Source organism: Streptomyces sp. NPDC111507 (genome assembly GCF_055638955.1).
In genome coordinates, this window is sequence record NZ_JBVKBU010000002.1 from 348,869 (window position 1) to 373,984 (window position 25,116).

General features: G+C 71.1%; 19 protein-coding genes and 1 pseudogene. 6 read left to right on the forward strand and 14 right to left on the reverse strand.

Annotation, left to right across the window (positions count from 1 at the left end; all coding sequences use genetic code 11):
• Positions 1-580 precede the first annotated feature (580 nt).
• A complete protein-coding gene (gene typA, locus ACZ7M2_RS09080) occupies positions 581-2,488 on the reverse strand; it encodes a translational GTPase TypA (RefSeq protein ID WP_352045870.1) in 1,908 nt (635 codons plus the stop codon).
• Between the two features lie 181 nt (positions 2,489-2,669).
• A complete protein-coding gene (locus ACZ7M2_RS09085) occupies positions 2,670-4,916 on the reverse strand; it encodes an ABC transporter family substrate-binding protein (protein WP_471594723.1) in 2,247 nt (748 codons plus the stop codon).
• Positions 4,917-5,311: 395 nt separating this feature from the next.
• Here ACZ7M2_RS09085 and ACZ7M2_RS09090 point away from each other — a divergent pair, with 395 nt between their 5' ends.
• From ACZ7M2_RS09090 to ACZ7M2_RS09105, 4 genes are read left to right on the forward strand one after another with little or no spacing between them, the layout of a single operon-like run.
• Entirely contained in the window at positions 5,312-5,602 is a 291-nt protein-coding gene (locus tag ACZ7M2_RS09090) for a hypothetical protein (RefSeq protein WP_168510906.1), read from the forward strand.
• A 24-nt stretch (positions 5,603-5,626) separates the two neighbouring features.
• Positions 5,627-6,448 (forward strand): hypothetical protein, encoded by an 822-nt coding sequence (locus ACZ7M2_RS09095; RefSeq protein WP_471594724.1) that lies wholly within the window; start codon positions 5,627-5,629, stop codon positions 6,446-6,448.
• A gap of 17 nt (positions 6,449-6,465) precedes the next feature.
• Complete coding sequence (locus tag ACZ7M2_RS09100) at positions 6,466-8,409, forward strand: fumarate reductase/succinate dehydrogenase flavoprotein subunit (protein ID WP_471594725.1); 1,944 nt, start codon at positions 6,466-6,468, stop codon at positions 8,407-8,409.
• Complete coding sequence (locus tag ACZ7M2_RS09105) at positions 8,406-9,191, forward strand: succinate dehydrogenase/fumarate reductase iron-sulfur subunit (protein ID WP_471594726.1); 786 nt, start codon at positions 8,406-8,408, stop codon at positions 9,189-9,191. The genes ACZ7M2_RS09100 and ACZ7M2_RS09105 overlap by 4 nt, the downstream gene beginning before the upstream one ends.
• Positions 9,192-9,195: 4 nt before the next feature.
• On the opposite strand, the gene ACZ7M2_RS09110 is transcribed toward ACZ7M2_RS09105, so the two are convergent.
• From ACZ7M2_RS09110 to ACZ7M2_RS09125, 4 genes are read right to left on the reverse strand one after another with little or no spacing between them, the layout of a single operon-like run.
• Positions 9,196-9,525: a hypothetical protein gene (locus tag ACZ7M2_RS09110; protein WP_471594727.1), complete on the reverse strand. Its 330-nt coding sequence runs from the start codon at positions 9,523-9,525 to the stop codon at positions 9,196-9,198.
• Positions 9,522-9,833 (reverse strand): hypothetical protein, encoded by a 312-nt coding sequence (locus ACZ7M2_RS09115; RefSeq protein ID WP_471594728.1) that lies wholly within the window; start codon positions 9,831-9,833, stop codon positions 9,522-9,524. The genes ACZ7M2_RS09110 and ACZ7M2_RS09115 overlap by 4 nt, the downstream gene beginning before the upstream one ends.
• 48 nt (positions 9,834-9,881) lie before the next feature.
• The gene (locus ACZ7M2_RS09120; protein ID WP_471594729.1) at positions 9,882-10,880 is read right to left on the reverse strand and encodes a phosphotransferase family protein; all 999 of its coding nucleotides are present in this window, start codon (positions 10,878-10,880) and stop codon (positions 9,882-9,884) included.
• Positions 10,877-12,052: a hypothetical protein gene (locus ACZ7M2_RS09125; RefSeq protein ID WP_471594730.1), complete on the reverse strand. Its 1,176-nt coding sequence runs from the start codon at positions 12,050-12,052 to the stop codon at positions 10,877-10,879. The genes ACZ7M2_RS09120 and ACZ7M2_RS09125 overlap by 4 nt, the downstream gene beginning before the upstream one ends.
• A 107-nt stretch (positions 12,053-12,159) precedes the next feature.
• Here ACZ7M2_RS09125 and ACZ7M2_RS09130 point away from each other — a divergent pair, with 107 nt between their 5' ends.
• Positions 12,160-13,710 carry a hypothetical protein gene (locus tag ACZ7M2_RS09130; RefSeq protein ID WP_471594731.1) on the forward strand — a complete coding sequence of 517 codons (1,551 nt, stop codon included), beginning with the start codon at positions 12,160-12,162 and terminating at the stop codon, positions 13,708-13,710.
• Between the two features lie 29 nt (positions 13,711-13,739).
• Here ACZ7M2_RS09130 and ACZ7M2_RS09135 read toward each other — a convergent pair whose 3' ends face one another.
• From ACZ7M2_RS09135 to ACZ7M2_RS09160, 6 genes are all read right to left on the reverse strand, one after another.
• Positions 13,740-16,583, reverse strand: a complete 2,844-nt coding sequence (locus ACZ7M2_RS09135; protein ID WP_471594732.1) for a SpoIIE family protein phosphatase — start codon at positions 16,581-16,583, stop codon at positions 13,740-13,742.
• Positions 16,584-16,963: 380 nt separating this feature from the next.
• The gene (locus tag ACZ7M2_RS09140; protein ID WP_099920816.1) at positions 16,964-17,395 is read right to left on the reverse strand and encodes an ATP-binding protein; all 432 of its coding nucleotides are present in this window, start codon (positions 17,393-17,395) and stop codon (positions 16,964-16,966) included.
• A 258-nt stretch (positions 17,396-17,653) separates the two neighbouring features.
• Positions 17,654-18,061: a (deoxy)nucleoside triphosphate pyrophosphohydrolase gene (locus ACZ7M2_RS09145; protein ID WP_471594733.1), complete on the reverse strand. Its 408-nt coding sequence runs from the start codon at positions 18,059-18,061 to the stop codon at positions 17,654-17,656.
• 155 nt (positions 18,062-18,216) lie between these two features.
• Positions 18,217-18,399, reverse strand: a complete 183-nt coding sequence (locus tag ACZ7M2_RS09150) for an SPOR domain-containing protein (RefSeq protein WP_101400465.1) — start codon at positions 18,397-18,399, stop codon at positions 18,217-18,219.
• A 334-nt stretch (positions 18,400-18,733) separates the two neighbouring features.
• Positions 18,734-19,486, reverse strand: coding sequence for a GntR family transcriptional regulator (locus ACZ7M2_RS09155; RefSeq protein ID WP_054228262.1), 753 nt, complete (start codon positions 19,484-19,486; stop codon positions 18,734-18,736).
• A 147-nt stretch (positions 19,487-19,633) separates the two neighbouring features.
• On the reverse strand, positions 19,634-20,836 hold the full coding sequence (locus ACZ7M2_RS09160; protein WP_471594734.1) for a DUF4190 domain-containing protein: 1,203 nt from the start codon (positions 20,834-20,836) through the stop codon (positions 19,634-19,636).
• A 235-nt stretch (positions 20,837-21,071) separates the two neighbouring features.
• Between ACZ7M2_RS09160 and ACZ7M2_RS09165 the strand changes: the two genes are divergently transcribed.
• Entirely contained in the window at positions 21,072-22,178 is a 1,107-nt protein-coding gene (locus ACZ7M2_RS09165) for a pyridoxal-phosphate dependent enzyme (protein ID WP_471594735.1), read from the forward strand.
• Between the two features lie 50 nt (positions 22,179-22,228).
• Here the strand turns inward: ACZ7M2_RS09165 and ACZ7M2_RS09170 are convergent, their stop codons facing one another.
• Both ACZ7M2_RS09170 and ACZ7M2_RS09175 read right to left on the reverse strand, forming a co-directional pair.
• Positions 22,229-24,436 (reverse strand): DEAD/DEAH box helicase, encoded by a 2,208-nt coding sequence (locus tag ACZ7M2_RS09170; RefSeq protein WP_471595207.1) that lies wholly within the window; start codon positions 24,434-24,436, stop codon positions 22,229-22,231.
• A 63-nt stretch (positions 24,437-24,499) separates the two neighbouring features.
• Positions 24,500-25,042 (reverse strand): annotated as a pseudogene (locus tag ACZ7M2_RS09175) (glycoside hydrolase family 11 protein); the annotation flags it as partial.
• Positions 25,043-25,116: the final 74 nt, after the last annotated feature.

Below are 25,116 nucleotides of genomic sequence, written 5' to 3' on the forward strand. Positions count from 1 at the left end.
CTCTACGCGCCTAACTATCTGCCATGGGCCAGAGCCCGACCACACTCACAAGGTCTCGGTTCGATCACACCTGTCGCCTACTTCTTCCAAAATCCGGACAAAGGGTTTGCTGAAAGATCCCTCCGAAACGGACTTGTTACACATCTATCGGTCTCGACCGTCCGCATTGCGGACGCGCGGAGCGAAAAAAGAGGTTGCGACTATCGTGGCCGTCATGTGGGGGTGCCATCGGCGTGCCCACCCACCCCGGACCGGCGGAGGCAGCTGCCCCGTTTCGCGGTCAACGGGCTTCCATGACAAGGCCGTTCGCTGATCAAGCGGGTACGTCCCCCGACGGTGTGATCACTGCGCCGAGAGGCGCCGTGCGGCCGGGACCCACGTGATTGCAGGGTAGTGGGAACCGGCCAATTTGGAGGGCTCCTCCTCCGTAATGAAGGGTTTTCCCTACCCTCCCCTCGCTCTCCGCCCTATCGCAGCCACGTACCGCGGCGCAAACCGCGCGTCGGGCTCGGCCCGCCCCCCAACGCAACGGGCACCCCGCGGATGCGAGGTGCCCGAAATCACTGCGGAACGGTCGAGGTCAGCCGTGCTTGGCCCGGCTGGCGGTGCGACCGCGCTCCTTCTGGTCGAGGACGACCTTGCGGATGCGCACGGCCTCCGGGGTCACCTCGACGCACTCGTCGTCGCGGCAGAACTCCAGGGACTGCTCCAGGGAGAGCTTGCGCGGCGGGACGATCGCCTCGAACGAGTCGGCCGAGGACGACCGCATGTTCGTGAGCTTCTTCTCCTTGGTGATGTTCACGTCCATGTCGTCGGCGCGCGAGTTCTCGCCGACGATCATGCCCTCGTACACCTCGGTGCCGGGGTCGGTGAACAGCACACCGCGCTCCTGGAGGTTCGTCATCGCGAAGGCGGTGACGGCGCCGGAGCGGTCGGCGACCAGCGAGCCGTTGTTACGGGTGGTCAGCGTGCCGAACCACGGCTCGTGACCCTCGTGGATGGAGTGGGCGATGCCCGTACCGCGCGTGCCGGTCAGGAACTCGGTCCGGAAGCCGATGAGGCCGCGGGAGGGCACGACGAACTCCAGTCGGACCCAGCCGGAGCCGTGGTTCGACATGTTGTCCATACGGCCCTTGCGGACGCCCATGAGCTGCGTGACCGCGCCCATGTGCTCCTCGGGCACGTCGATCGTCATGCGCTCGACCGGCTCGTGCACCTTGCCGTCGATGATCTGGGTGACCACCTGGGGCTTGCCGATGGTCAGCTCGAAGCCCTCGCGGCGCATCTGCTCGACCAGGATGGCGAGCGCGAGCTCACCACGGCCCTGGACCTCCCAGGCGTCCGGACGCTCGGTGTCCAGCACCCGCAGGGAGACGTTACCGACCAGCTCGCGGTCGAGACGGTCCTTGACCTGGCGGGCGGTGACCTTGCGGTCCTTGACCGCGGACTTGGCGTCCGCGCCCTTGCCGGTGCCACCACGGCCGACCAGCGGCGAGGTGTTCGTACCGATCGTCATCGAGATCGCCGGCTCGTCCACCGTGATCAGCGGCAGCGCGATCGGGTTCTCGGGGTCGGCGAGGGTCTCGCCGATCATGATCTCCGGGATACCGGCGACGGCGCAGATGTCACCGGGGCCCGCCACCTCGGCGGGCTTGCGGGTGAGCGCCTCGGTCATCAGCAGCTCGGTGATGCGGACGTTGGACATCGTGCCGTCGCGCTTGATCCACGTGACGGTCTGGCCCTTGCGCAGCTCGCCCTGCTCGACGCGGAGCAGCGCGATACGGCCGAGGAAGTTGTCGGCGTCCAGGTTGGTGACGTGCGCCTGGAGCGGGGCGGACTCGTCGTAGGACGGGGCCGGGACGGACTCCAGGATCGTGGTGAAGAACGGCTCCAGGCTGTCGCTGTCCTGCGGGACCGTGCCGTTCTCCGGCTTGGTCAGGGAGGCGACGCCGTCACGCGCACACGCGTAGACGATCGGGAACTCGATCTGGTCCTCGTCGGCGTCCAGGTCGAGGAAGAGGTCGTACGCCTCGTTCACGACCTCGTCGATGCGCGAGTCGGGACGGTCCGTCTTGTTGATGCACAGGATGACGGGCAGGCGGGCCTGCAGCGCCTTGCGCAGCACGAAGCGGGTCTGCGGCAGCGGGCCCTCGGAGGCGTCGACGAGGAGGACGACCGCGTCCACCATCGACAGACCGCGCTCGACCTCGCCACCGAAGTCGGCGTGGCCCGGGGTGTCGATGATGTTGATGGTGATGACCTCACCACCATCCTTCGGGTGGTACTTCACGGCCGTGTTCTTGGCCAGGATCGTGATGCCCTTCTCACGCTCCAGGTCGTTCGAGTCCATCATGCGGTCGTCAAGCGACTCGGCGGCGTGCGCGGCGAAGGCACCGGCCTGCTTGAGCATGGCATCGACCAGGGTGGTCTTGCCGTGGTCGACGTGGGCGACGATGGCTACGTTGCGGATGTCGTGGCGCGTGGCCATATTGAGGCGCTTCTCCCGGAGTGAGTGGACGGCCTGCGCGTACGTCAGTGCTACGCGGACCCTGCCGGGCTGGACACGCCACGGCCTTACCCCATGGTACGTGGCCTTGACGGGCACGGCCTCCGCGGGCTGTTCCGCGGAGGCCGTGGGCGGCGTTGACCGCCCTTCCTGCTTGCCCTTCCTACCTGTCCTTCTTGGGTGCCGTTCCCCCCTGCGCACCCTTCTTCAGAAAGCCCATGTCCTCATAGAGGGGGGTCTGGAACCCGAAGGCGCCGGCGTTGGCGAGGTTCAGGCGGGTGGCCGTGAGCTGGGGGCGCTGATAGAGGGGAATCGATCCGGCGGCGGCCCAGATCCGGGCGTCGGCCTTGCGGACCAGGGAACGCGACTCGTCCTCGTCCAGCGTCGCGATGGCCTGATCGAACAGCTGGTCGACCTGATCGGTGCCGACCCGGGTGTAGTTCTGCTCGACGGCGAGGGAGCCGTCGGCCGCCGGGACCGGCTTCGCGTAGATCGGGCGGGCGTCGGTGGCGGGGAAGGCCGAGGCGGGCCAGGAGTACAGCGCCAGGTCGTACTGGCCCGAGGCGATGTGGTCCTTGAAATAGCTGTCGTCCGGCACCCTGGACGTCTCGGTACGGATGCCGATGTGCTCCAGCATCCGCGAGATCTGGTCGGCCACCGTGCGCAGCGAGTCCGAACCGGGACCCGAGGGCAGGACGAAGCGCAGTGTCAGCGCCTTGCCGTCCTTGGCGAGCGCGCCCGCCGCGGCGCCCGCCGGGGCGGCCGTGCCCTTGGGCGCGTAGGCGCCGGGCGCCCCGCCCTGCCGGTTGTCCTTGGGGGCGTACTGCCTGCCGTCGAGATGCTTGCCGGCCTCCTCGTCCCCGTGCTGATTCCCGTTCTTCCCGTGCTTCTCGGCGTGGTCCTTCGGGTCCTTCTTGTCCCGGTCGGCCTCACCGTTCTTGTCGTCCTCGCCGACGATGAACGTTCCGTCGTCCGAGTCCGCGCCAGGGTCCGCCTTCTTGCCCTCGGGCCCGGCCGCCTTGTCCTTGTCCTTCTTCTGATGCTGTTGCTGCTCGTTCACCGGTCCCCCGGGCACCCATCCGGCATCCGCCAGCAGCGCCTGCGCCTCCTTGGTGTCCTGACCGCCGAGCGCGCCGCTGTTGTCGGCGTAGTCCGGCTGGCCGGAGAGCGCGAGGTGGCTGCCGACCGGGACGGCGGGCAGGCCCAGCGGGCCCAGGACGGCCTGGGCGAGTTCGTCGCGGTTGATCGCGCGGGCGACTGCGCGGCGGACGCGCTCGTCGGCGAGCGGGCCCTCGGAGCCGTTCAGGGCCAGCTGGGTGTAGGCGGGCTCGAGGGACTTGCGGACCACGAAGTCGCGCAGGGACGTCTGCTGACGGGCGTACGTCGCGATCGCCGTGCGCTGCTTCTTGCGGGCCTTGATCTCGTCGGACGCGGCCTCCTCGTCGGAGCCGTGCGCGACCGCCCAGGAACGCAGCGCTTTCGCGGGCGTGAGCGCGGAGCCCGGTCCCTGCAGCCGGACGGTCCCCTTTTCGCGGGCGGCGAGCGCGATCCGGCCGGCCTCTTCGGGGTCGATCTCGGCCAGGTCGACCTTGTCGGCGGCGAGCGCCTCGGCCCGCTTGTCGCGCGGGACGGCGATCAGCGCGATCTCGGAGAGCTTGGCGGGGCGGCCCCACCAGCGCGGGTTGCGGGCGAGGAGGACCTCGCCGCTCTTGTGGTCGATCTTCTGGAGGGCGAACGGGCCCGCGGTGGCCTGGAGCTTGGTGCGCGCCCCGTCGTTGAAGGCGTCCGCGGTGCCCATCACGTCCTTGGGGTACAGCGGTGAGAAGAGCGACTTCCAGTCGGCGTAGGGGCGACTGAAGGTGACGCGGACCTCCAGGTTGCTCTTGCCGCGCTCGATCTTCTCGATGCGGTCGTAGCCGGCGTTGCGGGCCGTCCAGTAGGCGCTGTCCTTGCCGGACAGGGCGCGCCACTGGGCGGCGAAGTCGGCGGCGCCGATCTCACGGCCGTCGCTCCAGACCGCCTGCTGGTTGAGCTTGTAGAGCACGACCTGCTTGGGCTCGGTCTCGACGATCTTGGCCGATTCGAGGTAGTCGGGGTTGAGCTGCGGGGTGCCGTTGGAGTCGAGGCGGTACAGGGCGGGCAGTACGGCGCCGGCGATCCGGGAGGTGCCGGCGTCGGCGTCCGCCTGGAAGGTGTTGAGGGTCTCCGGTACGGCGTCCACCGCCCAGCGCAGGGTGCCGCCGTCCGCGATCTGGTCGCGGGTCGCAGGTGCGATGTCCTGCGCGGCGAGGGGCTTGGCGACCTCCTCGTCGGCGCTGCACGCGGCGAGGGCGGGTACCGCGAGCGCGCCCGCGGTGAGGAACGCGACCGAGCGCATCACCGCGCGCAGTCCGACGCCGTCGTGGGACATCTCTGGTACCTCCGGGACAAGCCGCTCCGCGGGCGAACAGGGTTTCTGATCATGTTTGGCAGTATATTTACCGATATAAGGAGTTGATCAGATCTACGGACCCACTGAAGAGGAAAGGGTTCACCTGCCGGTGGCGACACGCGGGGAGCGAGAGAAAGCACACCCGTGCGGCGTAACGCCGGCCGACTCGATTCAGCCCGTCCGGCGTTCGAGGACGAGACCGTTCAAGCCGAAGCGGGGGTCTGGGGGCGCAACCCCCAGGGGACGGCGCCCCCAGCGCACGCCCGCCAATTGGTGCACGTCCCTTCACACCGGCAGGTGTGACGCGCAACACTCGCAGGCGCATGAACGTTGCCACCCAGGGCCCAGAGGGCCCACGGAAGTGAGGTCACGTCATGTCCGTGCAAGACGACCTGATGTCAGTGCAGCGCTGCCTCGAAGACCTGAACCGGTCGGTGGGCCGCCTGGAACAGCAAATCGGCAGCGGCGGACTCGAGATGCGCCGCGTCCGTGCCGACGCCGACCATCTGCGCGAGAGCGTCGCGCTGCTGCGCGAGACGGCCCCCGGCGTCACCTCGCCGCGGCGCCCCGATCTCGTGGCCATCCCCGACACCCCGTACGACAACGCCTTGTGGACCGACTCGGACGACGAGGGTCTCGGCGCCCGCGACCGGCACGCCCCCTGACCCGACCCCGACCGGAGCTCTCCCTTGACCACTGGTACGGAACCACATCCGAACAGCGGCGGCGTGCACACCGGTACGCGCGCCGCGATCACCGCCCCGCATCTGCGCACCGACCGCTGGTGGCTGGCTCCCGCCGTCACCGCGGCCGGGCTGCTGGCCTTCGTCGTGTACTCGACCTGGCGTGCGTTCGCGGACACGAACTACTACTCGGCGCCGTACGTCTCGCCGTTCTACTCGCCCTGTCTGGCCGAGCGGTGCCAGACCATGCACGCGGGCCCGAACGCGAACCTCTTCGGGAGCTGGTGGGGCATCTCCCCCGCCATCATCATCCTGATCTTCCCGCTCGGTTTCCGGCTGACCTGCTACTACTACCGCAAGGCGTACTACCGCAGCTTCTGGGCGTCGCCACCGGCCTGCGCGGTCGCCGAACCGCACAAGAAGTACACCGGCGAGACCCGCTTCCCGCTCATCCTGCAGAACATCCACCGGTACTTCTTCTACGCGGCCATCATCGTCGCCGGCATCCTCACGTACGACACCGTGCTGTCCTTCCGCGACGAGCACTACAACTGGGGCCACATGGGCCTGGGCACCCTGGTCTTCCTGCTCAACATCACGCTGATCTGGGCGTACACCCTGTCCTGCCACTCCTGCCGGCACATCGTCGGCGGCAAGCTCAAGCACTTCTCCAAACATCCCGTGCGCTACCGGATGTGGCAGTGGGTCGGGAAGCTCAACGCCCGTCACATGCTGCTCGCCTGGGCGTCGCTGATCAGCGTGGCGCTCGCGGACTTCTACGTGTATCTCCTCGCGTCCGGCGCCTTCGACGATCCGCGCTTCTTCTAGCTGAGTGGGGCCCTCTGATGTCCGTGGTTGACAGGCAGGAGTGGGACGTTGTCGTGGTCGGCGCCGGTGGCGCCGGACTGCGCGCCGCCATCGAGGCGCGCGAACGTGGCGCTCGTACGGCCGTGATCTGCAAGTCCCTGTTCGGCAAGGCGCACACCGTGATGGCCGAGGGCGGCATCGCGGCGGCGATGGCCAATGTCAACGAGCACGACAACTGGCAGGTCCACTTCCGCGACACCATGCGCGGCGGGAAGTTCCTCAACCAGTGGCGGATGGCCGAGCTGCACGCCCAGGAAGCGCCCGACCGAGTGTGGGAGCTGGAGACCTGGGGCGCCCTCTTCGACCGTACGAAGGACGGGCGAATCTCGCAGCGCAACTTCGGCGGCCATGAGTATCCGCGGCTCGCGCACGTCGGCGACCGGACGGGCCTGGAGCTCATCCGGACCCTGCAGCAGAAGATCGTGGCCCTCCAGCAGGAGGACATGAAGGAGACCGGGGACTACGAGAGCCGCCTGAAGGTGTACCAGGAGTGCACCGTCACCCGGATCCTGAAGGACGGGAACCGGGTCTCGGGCGCCTTCTGCTACGAGCGCGAATCGGGCCGTTTCTTCGTCCTCGAAGCGCCCTCCGTCGTGATCTCCACGGGCGGTATCGGCAAGTCGTTCAAGGTGACGTCGAACTCGTGGGAGTACACGGGCGACGGGCACGCCCTCGCGCTGCTCGCCGGAGCGCCGCTGCTCAACATGGAGTTCGTGCAGTTCCATCCGACGGGCATGGTCTGGCCGCCGTCGGTGAAGGGGATCCTGGTCACCGAGTCGGTGCGCGGGGACGGCGGGGTGCTCAGGAACTCCGACGGCAAGCGGTTCATGTTCGACTACATCCCGGACGTCTTCAAGGAGAAGTACGCGCAGTCCGAGGAGGAGGGCGACCGCTGGTACGAGGACCCGGACCACAACCGGCGTCCCCCGGAGCTGCTGCCCCGCGACGAGGTCGCCCGCGCCATCAACTCCGAGGTGAAGGCGGGTCGCGGGTCGCCGCACGGCGGGGTCTTCCTCGATGTGTCGACCCGGATGCCCGCCGAGGTGATCCGGCGCCGGCTTCCCTCCATGTACCACCAGTTCAAGGAGCTCGCGGACGTCGACATCACGGCGGAGGCGATGGAGGTCGGACCCACCTGCCACTACGTGATGGGCGGCATCGCGGTCGCGTCGGACTCGGCGGCCGCGCGCGGCGTACCGGGGCTGTTCGCCGCCGGTGAGGTCGCGGGCGGCATGCACGGCTCCAACCGGCTCGGCGGCAACTCCCTGTCCGACCTGCTGGTCTTCGGGCGGCGGGCGGGACTGCACGCCGCCGGGTACGCCGCCGACCTGGCCGAGGACCGCCCGCCCGTGGACGACATCCAGATCGACACGGCGGCGGCCGAGGCCCTGCGGCCCTTCTCGGCCGAGGGTCCGGAGCCGAGTTCGGAGAGCGGACGCCCGCCCGAGAACCCGTACTCCCTTCACCAGGAACTCCAGCAGACCATGAACGACCTGGTCGGCATCATCCGCCGCGAGGCCGAGATGGAACAGGCCCTGGAGAAACTCGCGGAGCTGCGGGTACGGGCACGGCGGGCCGGAGTCGAGGGCCACCGGCAGTTCAACCCCGGCTGGCACCTCGCCCTCGACCTGCGCAACATGCTCCTGGTCAGCGAGTGCGTGGCCCGCGCCGCCCTGGAGCGCACGGAGTCACGCGGCGGCCACACCCGCGAGGACCATCCGACGATGGAGCGGACCTGGCGTCGCGTGAACCTCCTGTGCCAACTCACCGACCCCACGGGCGGGTTGGCGGCCACCGACCCGGTGCACGGCCAGATCGACCTCAGCCGCGAGACCACCGAACCCATTCGTCCCGACCTGCTCGCCCTCTTCGAGAAGGAGGAGCTGGTCAAGTACCTCGCCGAAGAGGAGCTCTACGAGTGAGCAGCTACGAAGCCCGCTTCAAGGTGTGGCGCGGGGATGTGAAGGGCGGCGGCCTGGAGGACTTCGCGGTCGAGGTCAACGACGGTGAGGTGGTGCTGGACATCATCCACCGGCTCCAGGCGACCCAGGCCCCGGACCTGGCCGTCCGCTGGAACTGCAAGGCGGGCAAGTGCGGTTCGTGCTCGGCGGAGATCAACGGGCGCCCCCGGCTGATGTGCATGACGCGCATGTCGGTGTTCACGCGGGAGGAGACGATCACCGTCACACCGCTGCGTGCCTTCCCGGTCGTACGGGATCTCGTCACGGACGTCGGCTTCAACTACGCGAAGGCGCGGCAGGTCCCCGCCTTCGTCCCGCCGGCCGGTCTCGGCCCCGGCGAGTACCGCATGCAGCAGGAGGACGTGGACCGCTCGCAGGAGTTCCGCAAGTGCATCGAGTGCTTCCTGTGCCAGGACACCTGCCATGTCGTGCGCGACCACGAGGAGAACAAACCGGCGTTCGCGGGCCCGCGCTTCCTGATGCGCGTCGCCGAACTGGACATGCATCCGCTGGACGCCGCCTCCGACACCGGCCTGGACCGCAAGCGCACCGCCCAGGACGAGCACGGCCTCGGCTACTGCAACATCACCAAGTGCTGCACGGAGGTCTGCCCCGAGGGCATCAAGATCACGGACAACGCTCTGATCCCCTTGAAGGAACGCGCGGTCGACCGCAAGTACGACCCGCTGGTGTGGCTGGGTTCGAAGATCAGGAGGCGGAATTCGTCTTCATCGGACTCCTAGGACCCTAGGGAGCCGAAGGAGCGGACGGCCCGCGGCGGCGGTCGCGGGTCGCGCGGTGCATCAGCGCGACGCCGGTGATCAGGCCCGCGCCGCTCACGACGGCGGCGGCGAACTGGACGAACCCGGGCCCCGTGAAGGCCAGGCTCAGCGACTCAAGGGCGAGGGCCGCCGTCAGTACCAGCGCGCCCTGGCCCCACAGGCGGCGCCGGACGACGGGACGGCGCTCCCACCCGGGCACCCGGCCGCCGCGCACGGCGACGATCCCGACGGCCGCGGCGAGTCCGAGGACCACGCCCTCGCCGAGGCCCGCCGCGAAGAGCCAGGGCCCCGTCATCGGCGTGCGGGGATACCGGGGCGACCAGGACGCCGCGAGGCCATCTGCAGCACGAGCCCCGCGATGAACAGGGCCATACCGGTCATCGCGAAGGGCGCCATGCCGAGGTCGGGCCCTCGAAACGGGCCGAGGAACATGTACAGGGACATTCCGACGGCCCCCACCAGCGAGCCGTACCCCCACAGCTTCGGCCGGAGGACACGGGGGCGCAGCCAGGGCGGCACCCAGCCCGTGACGATCCCGGCGACCCCCATCAGCGCCGCGCCGGTCATGGCCAGCGCGGCGAAGCCCACCAGATACGGGTGCACGGACTTTCCTCTCCCCCAGAGCGCGCCGAACCGGCGCGCGCCCTCAGATCATGGCACGGGGTTCTCCAGCAGCGTGAGGGTCTGCCCGACGCTGTGTTCCGCGATCCCCCGCATGAACTCCGGATCCGGGAAGTCGCCGTCGAGGAGCCGGAGGGGGCCCGCGACCAGCGACAGGTGCATGGCCAGGCGGTAGAGGCGCAGCCGGTCCTCGTCGAGGCCGTCGGCGCGCAGGGCCTCGTAGGCGTGCTGGATGCGCTGGCGCAGGAAGACGTGCTCCCACTCCGCGTCGAAGTAGAGCAGGCCCTCGATGTCGATGAGGGCGGGGTGGCCGTGCTCGTCCACGAGGACGTGGTCCGGACCGAGTTCGCCGTGGACCAGGCCGACGCGGCCGCGCGGTCGGACCGGCTCGGCGAGGGCGTGCAGACGGTCGTACAGGGCCTCGCGTACGGCGGCGATCCGAGGGTCGCGTGCGGCGGCCTCCGCCAGGTCGGCCAGGGCCCGTTCGAGGACGACCTGCTCGCACGAACCGCCGTGCGCGGCGCCGCCGTTGTCGACGACGGCGACCTTGCCGTGGCGGGGTGCGGGGTGGGCGTGCAGGGTGCGCAGGACCCCGGCCAGTTCCCGCAGGGGCCCTTCGGCGGCCTGGGGGTCGCGGTGCAGCAGGTCCTCCAGGCTGCCGCCGCGCACGTCCTCCACCACGGCCGCGTCCGAGGGCAGCTGCGTGTGGCTGCGGTCGGCGAACAGCAGGCGGGGGGTGCGGATGCCGAGGGCGGTGAGCCTGTCGTACGCGGCGCTGAAGAGGTCGAGCCCGGATGCGTGCGAGAAGGAGTCGCGCGGGTCGGCCGGGGCCGCGTCCCAGTAGTCCTCGGCCGGGTCCCAGACGTAGGCGACCGCGGTGGAGCCGTCGTCGAGGAAGAGCCGGTAGACACCCTTCTTGCTGCCGCCGCGCAGTCGGGCGACCGCGGTGAGCGTCCGGGCCGGGCCGAGAGCGGCACGGGCGAGGGGCGCGAGTTCGTCCCTCGTGAGCGGCCTGCGCGTGGCGGTCATCGGACCCAGCCCTCCTCGTACGCCGTCCAGTCCTTCTCCCGGGCGGCGAAGTCCACGTACAGGGCGACGCCGAAGTGTTCCCGGGTGCGGTCGGTGCGGGAGAGGCCGAGGCGGGTGCCACGGACGGCCGCGGCGACCGTCTCCGCGGAGCCGTGGTGGTCCATGTTGTCCTCGTAGTAGAAGGGCAGGCCCATCAGCAGATCGGTCGACTTCGGGGTGACTTCGAGGGCGAGGGAGGTCTGCTCGGCGACGTAACCCCCGTACAGGCTCTCCAGCGGAAGCGCCGTGTCGTACGACATCACGGCGATCTGGTCGACCCGGCGGGCGACCTGTCCGAAGAACGACTGGGACCACCACTTGGGGTGCGCGGTGAAGGCGCCGAAGACGGAGTGGAGGTTCGGGAGCGGGTCGATCTGGTGGGCGGCGACGGAGAGCTGGGCGTCGTGGGCGCGGGTGACGTGGCGCAGATCGTCGAGCAGGGAAAGGTAGTTCGCGTCGCCGGAGTGCAGGGGCTCCAGGTCGAAGTGGGCGCCCTCGAAACCGGCGTCGAGGATCTGCCCGGCGGAGCGGACGACGGCGGCCCGGGTCGCCGCCCGTTCCAGGCGCATCCCGACCTCCCCCTCGGTGGCGAGCACATCGCCGAGCCAGGCCTGGACACGGACACCGGGCAGTTCGCGGTGCACGGCGTCGACCAGCCAACGCGCCTTCGGGTACGCCGACTCGGGCAGGGTCCCGTCGTGCTCCAGCGGTCCCGCGTGCACATACAGATCCCGGATCCCGGTGGTCCGCAGCCGCTTCGCGAGCGCCTTGACGTCCGCGTCCTTCTTCCGGCCGTCCACCCAGGCGTGGCCCATCCAGAGGGCGTCACGGTCCCTGGTCCGGGTACCGGAGGCGGGGTCTCCGGCGTAGTTGGCCCGCAGGGCGATGCCCGCGGTGAGCAGGGAGAGGACCACCGTCACCACGAGCGCGAGCGCGACCCGTTTGGGCCAGCGGAGGCGGGGGTGTCGCCAGCCTTGGCCCACCGTGCGAAGCCAGGCGGGGACCCGGCTCGGGGAGGTACGGCCCTGGTCGCCCTCTTCCTTGCCCTCTTCCCTGCCGGTCCCCGCCCCGACCGGTGTCGCCGGCGTCTCCGCCACCGGCTCCAGCCCGGTCCCCGTGCGCTGCTCGTCCATCCCCCGGTGCCCCCTCCGTATGCCCCCGTATCCCCGGTACCTTAAGCGGCCCCGCCTCGGCGCACCCCCGGTCGCGCCCCGGTGCAAGCGGTCATACGCTCCCAAATGTGACGTCGCCCCTGAGCCGAAGCCGGTCACGCCGAGCCACGTCCCACATAGCCGTACGGGTGGCGCATGCCGTGCTCGGGGGGCTGCTGGCGGTGGGGTGGCTGCTGCTGCCCGTCGCACGGGCGGGAGCCGACGAGGTGCGGGCCGCGCCCGGGCGGGGTGGGACGAGCACCGGCGATCTCGTGCTGCCCCTCGTCGCGGTGGTCGCCGCGGGGGCGCTGGCGGCGTATTCGTACGCGCGGCGGACACGACGGGCCCGGACCCGTACGACGCCCGGCGGCGGCACCCCGCACCCCGTGCCGTTCGCCGAACTCGACCGGCAGGCAGGGCGGTTGCTCGTCGGGATCGACGACTGCGTGCGCACCGGAACGGAGGAACTCGGCTGGGCCGCGGCCCAGTTCGGGGAGGAGGCCGTCGCGACCTGCACGCAGGCACTGGCGTTCGCGCGCTCCGAGCTGACGGCTTCCTTCCGGCTGTGGCAGCGGCTGGACGACACCCGGACGGACGACAGCCTCGTGAGGCGGCAGCTGCTGGAGGAGATCGTCGCCCGCTGTACGGAGGCAGGGCGGCGGCTGGACGCGGAGGCGCCCGGGTTCGACCTGCTGCGCGCCCTGGAACGGACGTTGCCTGCCGCACTGGAGTCGGCGGAGGCCCGTTTCCGGGAGCTCACCGCGCGCACCCCGGCCGCGGAGGCGACGCTCACCGAACTGCGCGAGCGGTACGCGCCCTCCGCGTCCCTGTCCGTCGCGGGCAACGTCGAACAGGCCAAGGACCGGCTCGTCTTCGCCACCACCCGCCTGGACCGGGCCCGGCAGTCCCTGGACCGGGGGGAGGGCGCGCGGGCGACGGCGCAGCTGCGGGCCGCCGAGGCCGCCGTCGATCAGGCGGACCTCTTCATGGCCGGTATCGACCGGCTGGCCTGCGAACTCACCTCCACGACGGCCCTGTTGCCCGGCGCGCTGCGTGACGCGGACGCCGAGCTCGTGGCCGCGCGCGGCCTCCCGGCCGTCGGTGCGCTGCCCGGTCGGATCACGCACGCCGCGTCGGCTGTCGCCGACGTGCGGCGGGAGATCACGAGCGGCGTCCGTCCGTACGACCCCCTCGGCGCCCTCCGTCGCCTCGTCGCCGCCGGGGCACCGCTCCTGGCCGAGGACCGCGTGCCCGTCGACCGGACCTTCCTCGACCGGGCCTTCTTCGACCACGTGCTCCTTCCGGCCCGCAGTGTCGTCGCCCTCGCCTCCGAGTTCGTCACGACACACCGGGGAGCGGTCGGGGTCGAGGCCCGGACCCGGCTGTCGGAGGCGGAGCGGCACCTCGCGCTCACGCCCCGCACCCTCCTCGACGTCCGGCGCGCCGACGGGCTGGCTCTGGAGGCCCAGCAGCTCGCGGAGCGGGACGTGCGGACGTACGGGAATCCGTACGCCGGGCCCGAAGGCGCGGGCGTCGGCGGTGCGGTGCTCGGCGGGATCCTGCTCGACGACACGCCCGACGCCCCCGCGGCGAGCTTCGGCGGACCGAGGACACGCGGGCGCAGGGGCCTTGGAGCGTGAGGCGTTCAGGGGTGCGGGGAACTGTGCCGTCAGAACAGGCTCAGCAACGCCTCCGCCGGGTCCGTGAGGGGCGTGCCGCCGTCCGGGAGGGGGAGTTCGAACCAGACCGTCTTGCCGCGTGGCGTCCGCCGCGAGCCCCATGAGGCGGAGAGCAGACCGACGAGCTGCAGCCCCCGGCCCCCCTCGTCCGTGTCGCGGGCGCGGCGCCGGCGCGGCTGGACGAGGCCCGCGTCCCAGACCTCGCACACGAGGGTCCGGTCCAGCAGCAGACGCAGCCTGATCTCACCCTCGCCGTAGCGCAGCGCGTTGGTGACGAGTTCGCTGACCAGGAGCTCGGCGGTGTCGACGAGCGGCTCCAGGTCCCAGGCGGTGAGCTGGGTGCGCGCGTACTCACGGGCCCGCCCCACGCTGCGCGGCTCGCGCGGCAGCGTCCAGTCGCCGACGGAATCGGCGGGCAGCCCCTGGACGCGAGCCATCAGCAGCGCGATGTCATCCTCGCCGTGGTGGGTGTCGAGGGTGTTGAGGACGTGGTCGCACACGTCCTCCAGGGGGCGGGAGGGGTCGGTGAGCGCGCCGACGAAGGCCTGCAGACCCTCGTCGAGGGGGTGATCGCGCGATTCGACCAGTCCATCCGTGTAGAGCGCCAACAGTGCGCCTTCGGGTAGTTCGACCTCCACCTCCTCGAAGGGCTCGCCGCCCACCCCGAGGGGCATGCCCGGCGGCACGTCGAGCATCAGCGCGCTCTCGCCGGGTTCGACCAGCACCGGCGGAAGATGGCCCGCGTTGGCGAAGGTGCAGCGGCGGGTCACGGAGTCGTACACCGCGTACACGCAGGTCGCCAGGTACACCTCGGAGAGGTCGGCGTCGCGGGGCTGGCGGGCCGCGCGGGTGGCCTGCTGGACTCCGCCGGGGGTGCCGAGGCCGCGGGCGATCTCGTCCAGCGCCGAGAGGACTTCGGCGGGTTCGAGGTCGAGAAGGGCCAGGGTACGGACCGCGGTGCGCAGTTCACCCATGGCGACCGCCGCCCGCAGACCGCGCCCCATGACGTCGCCGACGACCAACGCCGTGCGGTGTCCGGGGAGTTCTATGACATCGAACCAGTCGCCGCCGACCTCGGTGGCCGCGTTGCCGGGCAGGTACCGGCACGCGATGTCCAGACCGGAGGCCTCCGGGTCGCCCGGCGGGAGGAGCGAGCGCTGCAGGATCAGCGCGCGTTCGTGCTCACGGCGGTACAGCCGGGCGTTGTCGATACAGACCGCGGCGCGCGCCGCGAGTTCCACCGCGAGCGCCCGGTCGCGGTCGCCGAAGGGCTCGCTGCCCTTCGTACGGGAGAACTGGGCGAGGCCGACCACCGTGTCGTGGGCGACCATCGGGACCGCCAGCGTGGACTGGATGAGCCCGCCGTCCTCGGCGGGGACGTGCTGGGGGCGGGCGGTGCGCAGGGCGTCCGCGCAGGGCGAGTTGAACGGGTAGTGGTGGACGGCGCCCACGGCCACGGGGGCCGGTCCGCCGATGAACGGCGCGTCGGACACGGCGCTGGCGAAGGCGACCCGGCGCAGCTCCGCGCTGCCGTCGGCGAGCGCCCGCGGGGTCTCGTCGCCCGCCAGCAGGCCCTGGTACAGGTCGACGGTGGCGAGGTCGCAGAAACCGGGCACGACGACGTCGAGAAGTTCGCGCGCGGTGGTCTCCAGGTCGAGGGAGTTACCGATGCGGGCGCCCGCCTCGTTCAGAAGAGCGAGATTGCGCCGGGCGGCGGCCGCTTCCCGGGCCGCGGCGCGTCGGCTGGTGATGTCGGTTCCGAGCCAGGCGATACCGATGGGGCGGCCGGTGCCGCTGTGCACGCGGTAGAGGTTGATCGACCAGTGCCGGCGCTCGTCGGAGCCAGGTATGAAACCGGTGACGTGCATGTCCGTGATGGAGTCGCCGGTTTCGAGGACGCGGCGCAGCGTCGCGGCGACCCGATCGGCCTCGGAACGCGGCAGATAGTCGTGGACGGTACCGCCACGGTGACTCTCCACGTTTCCGCCGAACACCGAGGCGAACCGCTTGTTGGCGCGCCGGACCCGCAGATCCGTGTCGATGAGCAGGAAGCCGAACGGAGATTGACCGAAAATCGCCTGCGAGGCGGCGAGGTCCGTCTCGATGCTGCGGAGGGTCCGGACGTCCACGACGATGCACACGGCGGCCCGCTCGCCGTCCTCCGTCGTGGTGGGCATCACATAGACCTCGGCAAGGCCCTCGGTGCCCGGCTCGCCGTCCTCGGCGGCCGGCACGCGGAAGGGGACCACACCGGTCCACTCGCGGCCGTCCAGGATCTCCGCCATCTTGCGCTGCCCGCGCTCGCGCTGATCGGGTTCGAAGAACGCCTCGATGGGGTCCATGCCGAGGGCGCGCTCGGGGGATATCCCGAAGAGCTGCTCGGCACGCAGGCTCCACTGGTCGACGAGGCCGTCGGCGCCGATGGAGAACGAGGCGACCTTGATGTAGTCGTAGATCGAACCGGGCGGGCTGCTCTGCCACATCGCGTCGCCCATGGGCTCACCGGACGGTTCGACGGGCGCTCCGCCCTGCGGTCCACCAGGCGACTTGGCCATGGCCCGGTGCGGGTCCGCGCCGATGTCCGTGCCCGCGTCCGTCGGTTCGCCCGTCGAGGCGCCCGCCGTCCGGGGCCTCGCGGCGTCGCTCGGTCCGGAGGGCGCGCCGCCCCATGGTGTGTGCCTCGGCTCGGTTCTCGCGTCGCCTCGCAGTGGGGTCATGGCGTCGCCCATCGCCCCGCCCGTCGCTCCGGCCACGGCGGAATCACCCGCGGCCCCCGCCCTCGCGCCGTCCGACGGGTCCTCGGACTCCGTGGCCTTCGCTGGTATCTCGCTCACGCGAACCGTCCCCTCCAGCTCACCGCGTCCGGCACCGGTCACCGGGGGCGGCTGCCCGCAGTATCCAGCACTACGGCGCCGCACAACACGGTGTTCACGATCACAGCACGGTCCCGATGGTTTTTGGACCGGCCGCGACATACTCCCAGTCTTCTAACCAGGTGGCGCCCCATCGAATCAAAGACTCCGGACAACTCTGGTGGCCTGAACCAATCGGTCGCCCCACCCTCCGCCCGACACACCCTCAGCACGACAGCCGACGCACCCTCAGCTGGGCACCGTCCGCACCCTCAACCGAGTACTGTCCACGCCCTCAACCGGGCACCGTCCACACCCTCGACCAGGCACCGCCGCACCCTCAACCGGCACCGCCGGCGCCCTCAGCCGGGCACCCCCAGCTCGAACCACACCGTCTTTCCAGTGTCCCCGGGCCGGGTACCCCAACGCCGCGACGACCCCGCCACCAGTTGCAGCCCTCGGCCACTCTCGTCGTCCGCGTCGGCGGACCGCTCACGGGGTGGGTCGGGCAACGGGTCGGAGACCTCCACGAGGAGAGCGCCCGGCAGTCCCCCGGGTCTGACCAGACGGACACCGATGGGCCCTGCGGCGTGCCGCAGCGAGTTGGTCACCAGCTCACTGACCAGCAGCGCGGTCACATCACCGAGGGAATCCAGCCCCCAGGTGCGCAGCTGGCCCCGGACGACGGCACGGGCGGTACGGACGGCACCGGGCTCCGCGGGAAAACTCCACTCGGCACAGTCGCCTTCGGTGTCGATCACGCCGATCACTTCCCAGGCCAGGAACCCACCCATGTCCGGTTTCGTGGGGTTAATTGGCACATACCCGATATCCGGGACGCTTTACCGCACAGGTGGGCGCACTGTGGCACGAACGGCGTACGGGACTTCGAGCCGCGGACACGACTCGCGCTGTCCCGCTCCCGAAAGCCGTACACGCAGCGCCGTGCACCGGCGCCCACGCCCGCACCTCGCACGTCACCGGTGTCCCCCAAAGAGAGGAGCCGGCGCACGGCACCCGGTGCTGCGGCCTGCCGGCGTCCAGGCGGGGCCCTAGACCCTGTCGTCCCAGCGCCGCAGCACCGCCTTCACGGCGGGGACGTCCTGGTCCAGCCAGTCCACGTCCCAGAGCTCGTCCGGACTCAGCCAGCGCAGGTCGTCGTGATCCTCGAGGGGCGTGGGGTCGGCCGAGCCCGGGAGCAGCCGCGCGGTCCACACATGCAGGACGTACGGCGTCCGCAGGGGCCACTCCCCCGGGACGCGCTCGACGGACTCCGCCGTGACGCCGAGTTCCTCGCGCAGTTCGCGTACGAGGGCGGCTTCGGGGGCCTCGCCCGGTTCCACCTTGCCGCCGGGCAGCTCCCACCGTCCGGCCAGTTCGGGGGGTGCGCTGCGGCGCGCGGCGAGCAGGCGTCCGTCGTGCAGCAGGGCGCCGCCCACCACCACGATCGTTTCGTCCATGCGCCGGAGACTACGGCAGGGCACACCGGACACGGACAGGACGTCGGACCGAAGCCGAGGCCGGGGCGGGGGCCGAAGTCGGAACCGAAGCCGAAGTCGGAACCGAAGCCGAAGTCGGAACCGGGGCCGAAGTCGGGACCGGGGCCGTCACACCGTCACCTGGATCCGTTCTGCGCGATCCGCTCGACCCAGTAGAGCTGCTTGTGACCGCGGTCGTCGAGGCTGTCCGCGATCTTCTGGGCCTCGGCCCGGGTCGCGTACCTGCCGACGCGGTAGCGATTGCCGTTGTCGTCCTGCCGTATGACGAGCCAGGGAAGAGTGATCGTGCCGTCGTTCATCGAGCCCCTCCACTTCCCGCCCCCGGCCCGCGCCGTGCCCCGCACCCTAACGAAACCGCAATCCGCATATGCCCGAGCCTACGCCTAACCTTCACGCAGCGAATACGCCTTTACACAAAGAGGTACGCAACCAGCCAAGACGGAGGGGGCGCACGGGTACGAACGCGCCGTCGCGCGCCCTCCGTGCGCCCGTCAGGCAGCGCGAACTCCGCCCGGGGCAGGGCATTTGAGAAAGGCCAGATTGCAACCGACGTCGCGCGCGGGGCACTTGGCGGTCGGCTCGCCCGGGAACGAGGGGGCCCCGCGGACGCCGACCGCCCATGAACTCCTGCGTCTACTTCACCGGCAGGTGGTACGCGATGCGATACCGGTCCGCCGGTACGACGACGTCGGCCGTCTCCACCGGACGGCCCGAGGCGAAGTACGTCCGCTGGATGACGACGACCACGTGCCCGGGGACACCGCCGAGCGCGAGGAGTTCCTCCGCGAGGCCGGGACGGGCGCCCACTTCCTCCGTGACGTTGTCCACGATCACGTCGATGGCCGCCATCCGCTCGACGACACCCATGCCCCCGAGCGGGCCCTCTTCGGGGAGCATCACCGGGGTGCGGCCCGTGACGGCGAGGGGCTCCCAGGAGGTGGAGAGCATCATCGCCTCGCCGGCGTCCCGGAAGACGTAGTTCGTGCACATCACACGGTCGCCGGGCCGGATCGAGAGGCGCTCGGCGATCGCGCCGCTCGCCTCGGCCTGCTCACTGTGCGACTCCCAGGTGCCGCGCACGGCCAGGTCGGCCTGCTCCTGGCGGAAGGGGGTCGCTCCACTGTCCGGGCGGTACCCGGAGCGGGCCACCCGGCGCGGCACCGGCCGCTCCCGCACATACGTCCCCGAGCCGGAGCGGCCCTCGACCAGGCCTTCGGCCATCAGCACCTTGCGCGCTTCCAGGGCGACCGTGTCCGAGACGCCGTACTCCTCGCGGATTCTGGCCTGGGAGGGGAGGCGGGTGTGCGGTGGCAGCGAACCGTCGACGATCTTCTTGCGGAGATCACCCGCGACACGCAGATACGCCGGCTGCTCACCGAAAGTCACTGGCCGCTCCCATCAGGTTGTACAGACAGCAACAGCCTGGCAACCGTGGGTTGTGCCATGCAAGCGGAGGCCAAAGAATCACTCGATGTGATTACCTAACCCCGCCGTGGGCTTTACCCAGGCACTTTCTCCCCGCTATAGCCCGCGTCACACCTCCAGACCGCCACCGCTTCCCCCGTTGCCCCGGCTGTCCCCGCCCCCGTCGTGCGACGGCGGGGTGGTGGTGAGGCCCAGAACCTTGCGTGCGGTGACCGTCCTCCTCGGGTCGATGAGCTTCAGGCCCTTCTTGTAGGGGGCGGAGAAGGTGTCCGCGTCCGTGGCGGCCGCCGCCTTCGTCCACTCCTTCCGCGCGGCCTCGGCGTCGTCGACGAGGGTGGCGACGGGCTTCTCGGCGGCGGGGAACCAGGCGTGTCCGCGCAGCAGATGCGCCTCGTCGTCGAGCGCGGCGGACACCCCGGCCGCCCACTCCTTGTAACCCCGCAGGTCGTCGTCGACGTACTTCGCGGCGGGCGCCGCGCGCAGGGCCTCGTCGAGCGTGTTCACGGCCCGCAGATACGCGAACTGGTCCGCGTTCAGGGTGAAGCCGTCCCTGCGCAGCGAACCCGTCAGGGCGCTCTTGCCGTCCCCGTTCTCGAGCATGCAGATGATCGAGTGACGGCCGAGGTTCCAGCTGTCGCGGGTCGGGATGAAGCGGTAAAGCCGGACGTCGTCCGGGACGGCCCAGGCGTCCATCGTGTACGCGCGTTCGAACGTGCGGCACTTGGTGTCGGCGACATCGCGCAGACTGCCGCGGCCGGGGTAACCCGCCCCGCTCATGGCGAAGTTCGCGATCACCTCGGCGTGGTGGCTCCCGGCGCACGGCACCTTGTCGACGTAGACGGTCACGCTCTTCGACGAGTGGCCCGGCTCGTCGAAGCAGTCCCCCTTCCTGAGCGAGAAGACCGTGCCCGTGCGCGCCGAGTCGTTCATCCCGCCCTTGAAGCCGTCCCAGAAGTCGCTCGCGCCGCCGGTGGCGACGGTCAGGACGAGCAGCGCGACACCGAGCGAGGACATCACCATGCCGCCCACCGCCAGCCCCTTGCCCCGCTCGCCCCGCTTCCTGATCTGCGTGAGCGCGACGATCCCGAGGACCAGCCCGACGGCGGGCAGGAAGCAGAGGACGCCGAACACGAGCGCGACGATCGCGAGCCCGTTGACGGGCGCGGGACGGTTGTACGGGGAGTAACCCTGACCCCAGACCTGGTACGGCCCCTGATACGGCGCTTGGTACGGCCCCTGATACGACCCCTGAACGGGGGGCGGGTACGGGCCTTCGGGCCGCTCGGGCCCGGGTGGCGGGGGTATGGCCACGAGTGCTCTGCTCCTAGTCCGGGCGGGCTCGGCCGTACGGAAGACCAGTACGGAACCGACGTACGACGGGCATGTGTTCGCCGCACAGTTGGGCGCATCGTAAGCGCGGCACGGTAGGGAGGCGGGGCCGGGGCGGGGGCGGGGGCAGGGGCAGGGACGGAATGCGGCGGCGGGGTGGGTCACGGACCCGGAGCCGTTCCCCGAGGACGTCGAGGCGCCCGCATAGCCTGCGCACATGACACCTTTGCCGGATCGCTTCTGCCCGGCGGACGGTACGCGCGTCCCCGGTGGCTCGCTCGACTGGTGCTGCCGGGTCTGCCGCGGCCCGCTCGACCTGGACTTCGCGCCGACCCCCGCGCCCCTCACCTCCCTGACCGGGCGGGTGAACTCACTGTGGCGGTACACGGAGTGCCTGCCGCTGGCCGCGCCCACGGTCAGCCTGGGCGAGGGCCGCACCCCGCTGGTGGAGCTGCGCGGGAGCATCTCCGCCAAGCTGGACTTCCTGATGCCGACCCTGTCCTTCAAGGACCGCGGCGCCGTCCTGCTGGCCGAGCTGGCACTGCGGCTGGGGCCACGGCAGGTGATCGCGGACAGCAGCGGAAACGCGGGGACGGCGATCGCCGCGTACTGCGCGCGGGCCGCTCTGCCCTGCACGGTGTACGTCCCCGAGGGCACGTCGCCGAAGAAGCTGGAGCAGATCGAGGCGCACGGGGCGCGGGTGCACGTCGTGGACGGGGACCGGGAGGCGACGGCGCGGGCGGCGCGCGACGCCGCGGACCTCCCGGGCACCTTCTACGCCTCGCACGTCTTCAACCCGTACTTCCTGCACGGTACGAAGACGTACGTGCACGAGCTCTGGGAGGACCTGGGCGGGCGCCTGCCCGATGTCATCGTCGTCCCCGTCGGCAACGGCACGCTGCTCCTCGGCGCCGCCCTCGCCGTCGCGGAACTGCACGGGGCGGGGCTCATCGACCGGCGGCCCGCGCTGTACGCCGTCCAGGCCGCCGCGGTGGCGCCGCTCGCGCACGCCTGGGCCGAGGGCGCGGACGACCTGGTCGGCGTCACCCCTTCGGCCCCCACCTTCGCCGAGGGCATCGCCATCCCGCGCCCGCCCCGGGCCCGCCAGATCCTGCGCGCCGTACGCGACTCCGGTGGCACGTTTCTCACGGTGACGGAGGACCAGATCCGCCACGCCCAGCGGGACTTGGCGTCGCGGGGCCTGTACGTCGAGTCGACGGGAGTGGCGTGCTGGGCGGCCGTACGGGAGGGGGTGCTCGCAGGACGTACGGCGGTGGTGCCGTTGTGCGGCGCGGGCGTGAAGACGGGGCCGGCCCGGGGGTAGGCGGGGCGCCGGCGCCCCGGGCGGCGCTCACTCGTCGAAAGACGTGTCCCTCACGGCTCCCGCGCACCGCCCTGCCCCGGCCCCGCGGCGCCCGCCAGGCGTAGTTGCTCCTCCTCCACGATGCGGCGGGCGAGGGCGCTGTCGGAGATGTCGACCGCGTCCGGGCTCTGTTCGGCGGTGTCGCTGCGGCGGGCGTAGGCGTCGAAGAGGCGGGTCTTGTTCTTGAGGATGTGCAGCAGGCGCTGGTCGACGCTGTCGGTGGCGAGGAGGCGGTGCACCTGGACGGGGCGGACCTGGCCCATACGGTGGGCGCGGGCCACGGCTTGGTGTTCCATCGTGGGCTTGACCTGCGGTTCGCACAGGACGACCACGGACGCGGCCTGAAGGTTGAGGCCGATACCGGCGGCCTCGATCTGGCAGAGGAGGACCGCGTGACCGGGAGCGGCCGTGAAGTCGTCGACGAGACGCTGCCGGCGCGCGGCGTGCACGGCACCGGAGAGCGGCCCGAACACGCCGTCTCCCAAGGCTTGTCCGACCAGTGCCAGCACATCGCGGAAGTAGGAGAACACCACCACCTTCAGGCCGTTCTCCGCCGCTTCGGCCACCAGTTCGCGCAGTCGCCCCAGCTTCGCGGACTTCTCCGCGTCGGCGTACGCGGCCCGGCGCATCGCCATGAAGTTCCCGTCCGCGACCGCTTTGACATACGCCTCCCGGTCCGCGGCGCTGAACTCCTCCCACTCGTCGACCTCCACCAGCGCGGGCAGTTCGGTGAGCACGTCGCGCTGGTTGCGGCGCAGATAGGCGGGGGCGACGGACTTGCGGAAGGCGTGCGGGCCGGCGGCCGCGGTGGTGTGCCGTATCGCGGGGAGGAGGGCCGGCTGGAGGTAGCGGACGAGGGTGCGGAACTCCTCGACCCGGTTCTCCATGGGCGTCCCGGTGAGGAACAGGACGCGCTCGCAGTACCCCGTCCAGGCCGCGACCGCCCTGGAGCGGCGAGTGTCCGGATTCTTCACGTAGTGCGCCTCGTCGACGACCACCATCCCCGGCTTCGCCCCTTCACCGTCCGGGGCGGGCAGCCGGTGCAGCATGTCGTACGTGGTGATCGCGACGCCCCCGCGCTCTCGCCACTCCTCGTAGGCGTCCAGCCGCTCCGCGCCGTGCACCGGCAGGGCCCGCAGTGTGCTGCGCGCGCCGATCTCGCGCGTCCAGTTGATCAGTACGCTCGCCGGGCAGACGACCAGGAAGTGGCTGTGCCCGTCCGCCGCGAGATGCGCGAGTACGGCGATGGCCTGCACGGTCTTGCCGAGCCCCATCTCGTCGCCGAGGACGACCCGGCGCTGGGCGAGCGCGAACCGGGCGCCGAAGTCCTGGTAGCCGCGCAGCGAGACCCGGCGCCGGGTGTCGTCCAGCGTCTGGGCGTGCACCCGCTCGGCGACCTCCGACGGCAGGAAGCCCTCGGCGGCCGCCACGTCCGAACGGTGCTCGGAGACGTCGGCGAGCTGGCTGTAGTACTCCGCGGAGCGCAACTCGAAGTCGACCCACGCCTCGATCTCGGAGGCGGGCGTCCGCAGCAGGTCGGTCGAGGCCTGCGCGAGCAGCAGACGTACGTCACGGGCGCCGGCGTCGGCGGTCAGCTCGCGCAGTTCGGCGATCGCGTCGAGCGCGCTCCGTCGCCGCTCCCGCCCCGCGAGCGCCATCCCCAGCCGTCCGCCGGCGGGCCGGGCCGCGGGCAGCAGCGCCCCGAGCCGCTCGTCGAGCCGCTTCGCCGCGTCCACGGCCCGGCGCAGCTCGGGACCGGCCTCGACGAGGGTGCGCAGCGCGATCACCAGGGCGGTCGTACGGGGCTCGGGCCGGTCGACGTCCATCCGTACGGAGACGGTCTCCTCCACCGCCCTCGCGAGTTGCCGGGCCGCCGCGAGGGCGCGGTCGGCGGTCTGCGCGCCCACCCCCGGCAGCCGGCGCAACTCGTACCGCCCCGCCTCGTACACCGCCCGCACCGACGCGAACCCGGCCGTCTCCAGCGCCCCGAGCCGCAGCCGCCCCTCGGTGACGTCCTTCAGCCGGGAGACGGGGATGGACTCCAGCTCCTTGCCGACGAGTTCGGCGTGGATCGGTGCCAGCGCCGCGCGCACCGCTTCGAGCGCGCGGGCGTGATCGGCGAGCACACCCCGCGCGGCCTCGTGCAGTCCGACGCCCTCGGCGAGCAGACCCCGTTCACGTTTCCCCACCGGCCCGACACTACTGCCCACCACCGACAGCCCGACCCGGCTCCGGGCACGCCGCCGGAGGCAAGCCCCTGGGTCAGCGGCCAGGAAGGTCGATCACCTCGTTGACGGTCTCGTGGCTCGGGCGACGGTCGCGGTGCAGGAGAGCGTGGGCCATGTCCAGTTGCCGTTCGGCTGGATGGTGACGCCCCGGTTGTTGCCGCCGCCGTTGGGTTTGGCGGTCAGCACCTGGCTGCTCGGGTAGGAGGCGGCGGTGTTCCAGGTGGAGAGGACCTTCGCCGGGGACGGCACGTTCATCGTCACGGTCCAGTTGCTGGAGCCGCTCACCGAGACGTTGAGGTTGTACCGGTCCCCCCACGGCGGGCCGGCCGACAGGGTCGCGGTGCAGCCGCTGCTGCCGCCACCGCCCGAACCCGCGTCGCCCACCGTGATGTTGGAGTTCCCGCTGCTCTGGTAACCCTCGGTGGCGAGGATCATGTAGTAGGTGAGGCTGCCCAGGGGCATTCCGGCGCGGGCCCAGGCGTCGAAGTGGTTGCCGGCGGTGATGGTGCCGCCGGTCCGCTTCGTCTGCCGGACGCTCCAGTACTGATCGAAGGTGGGCGTGCCTTCCACGGAGGGGGCGTTGTACCGCGTGGCTCGCATCGGGCTGCATGACGCCCGAAACCCAGCACGGGCGTTCTCATCCCATCCCAGCACCGTCCCAGCACGGGAAA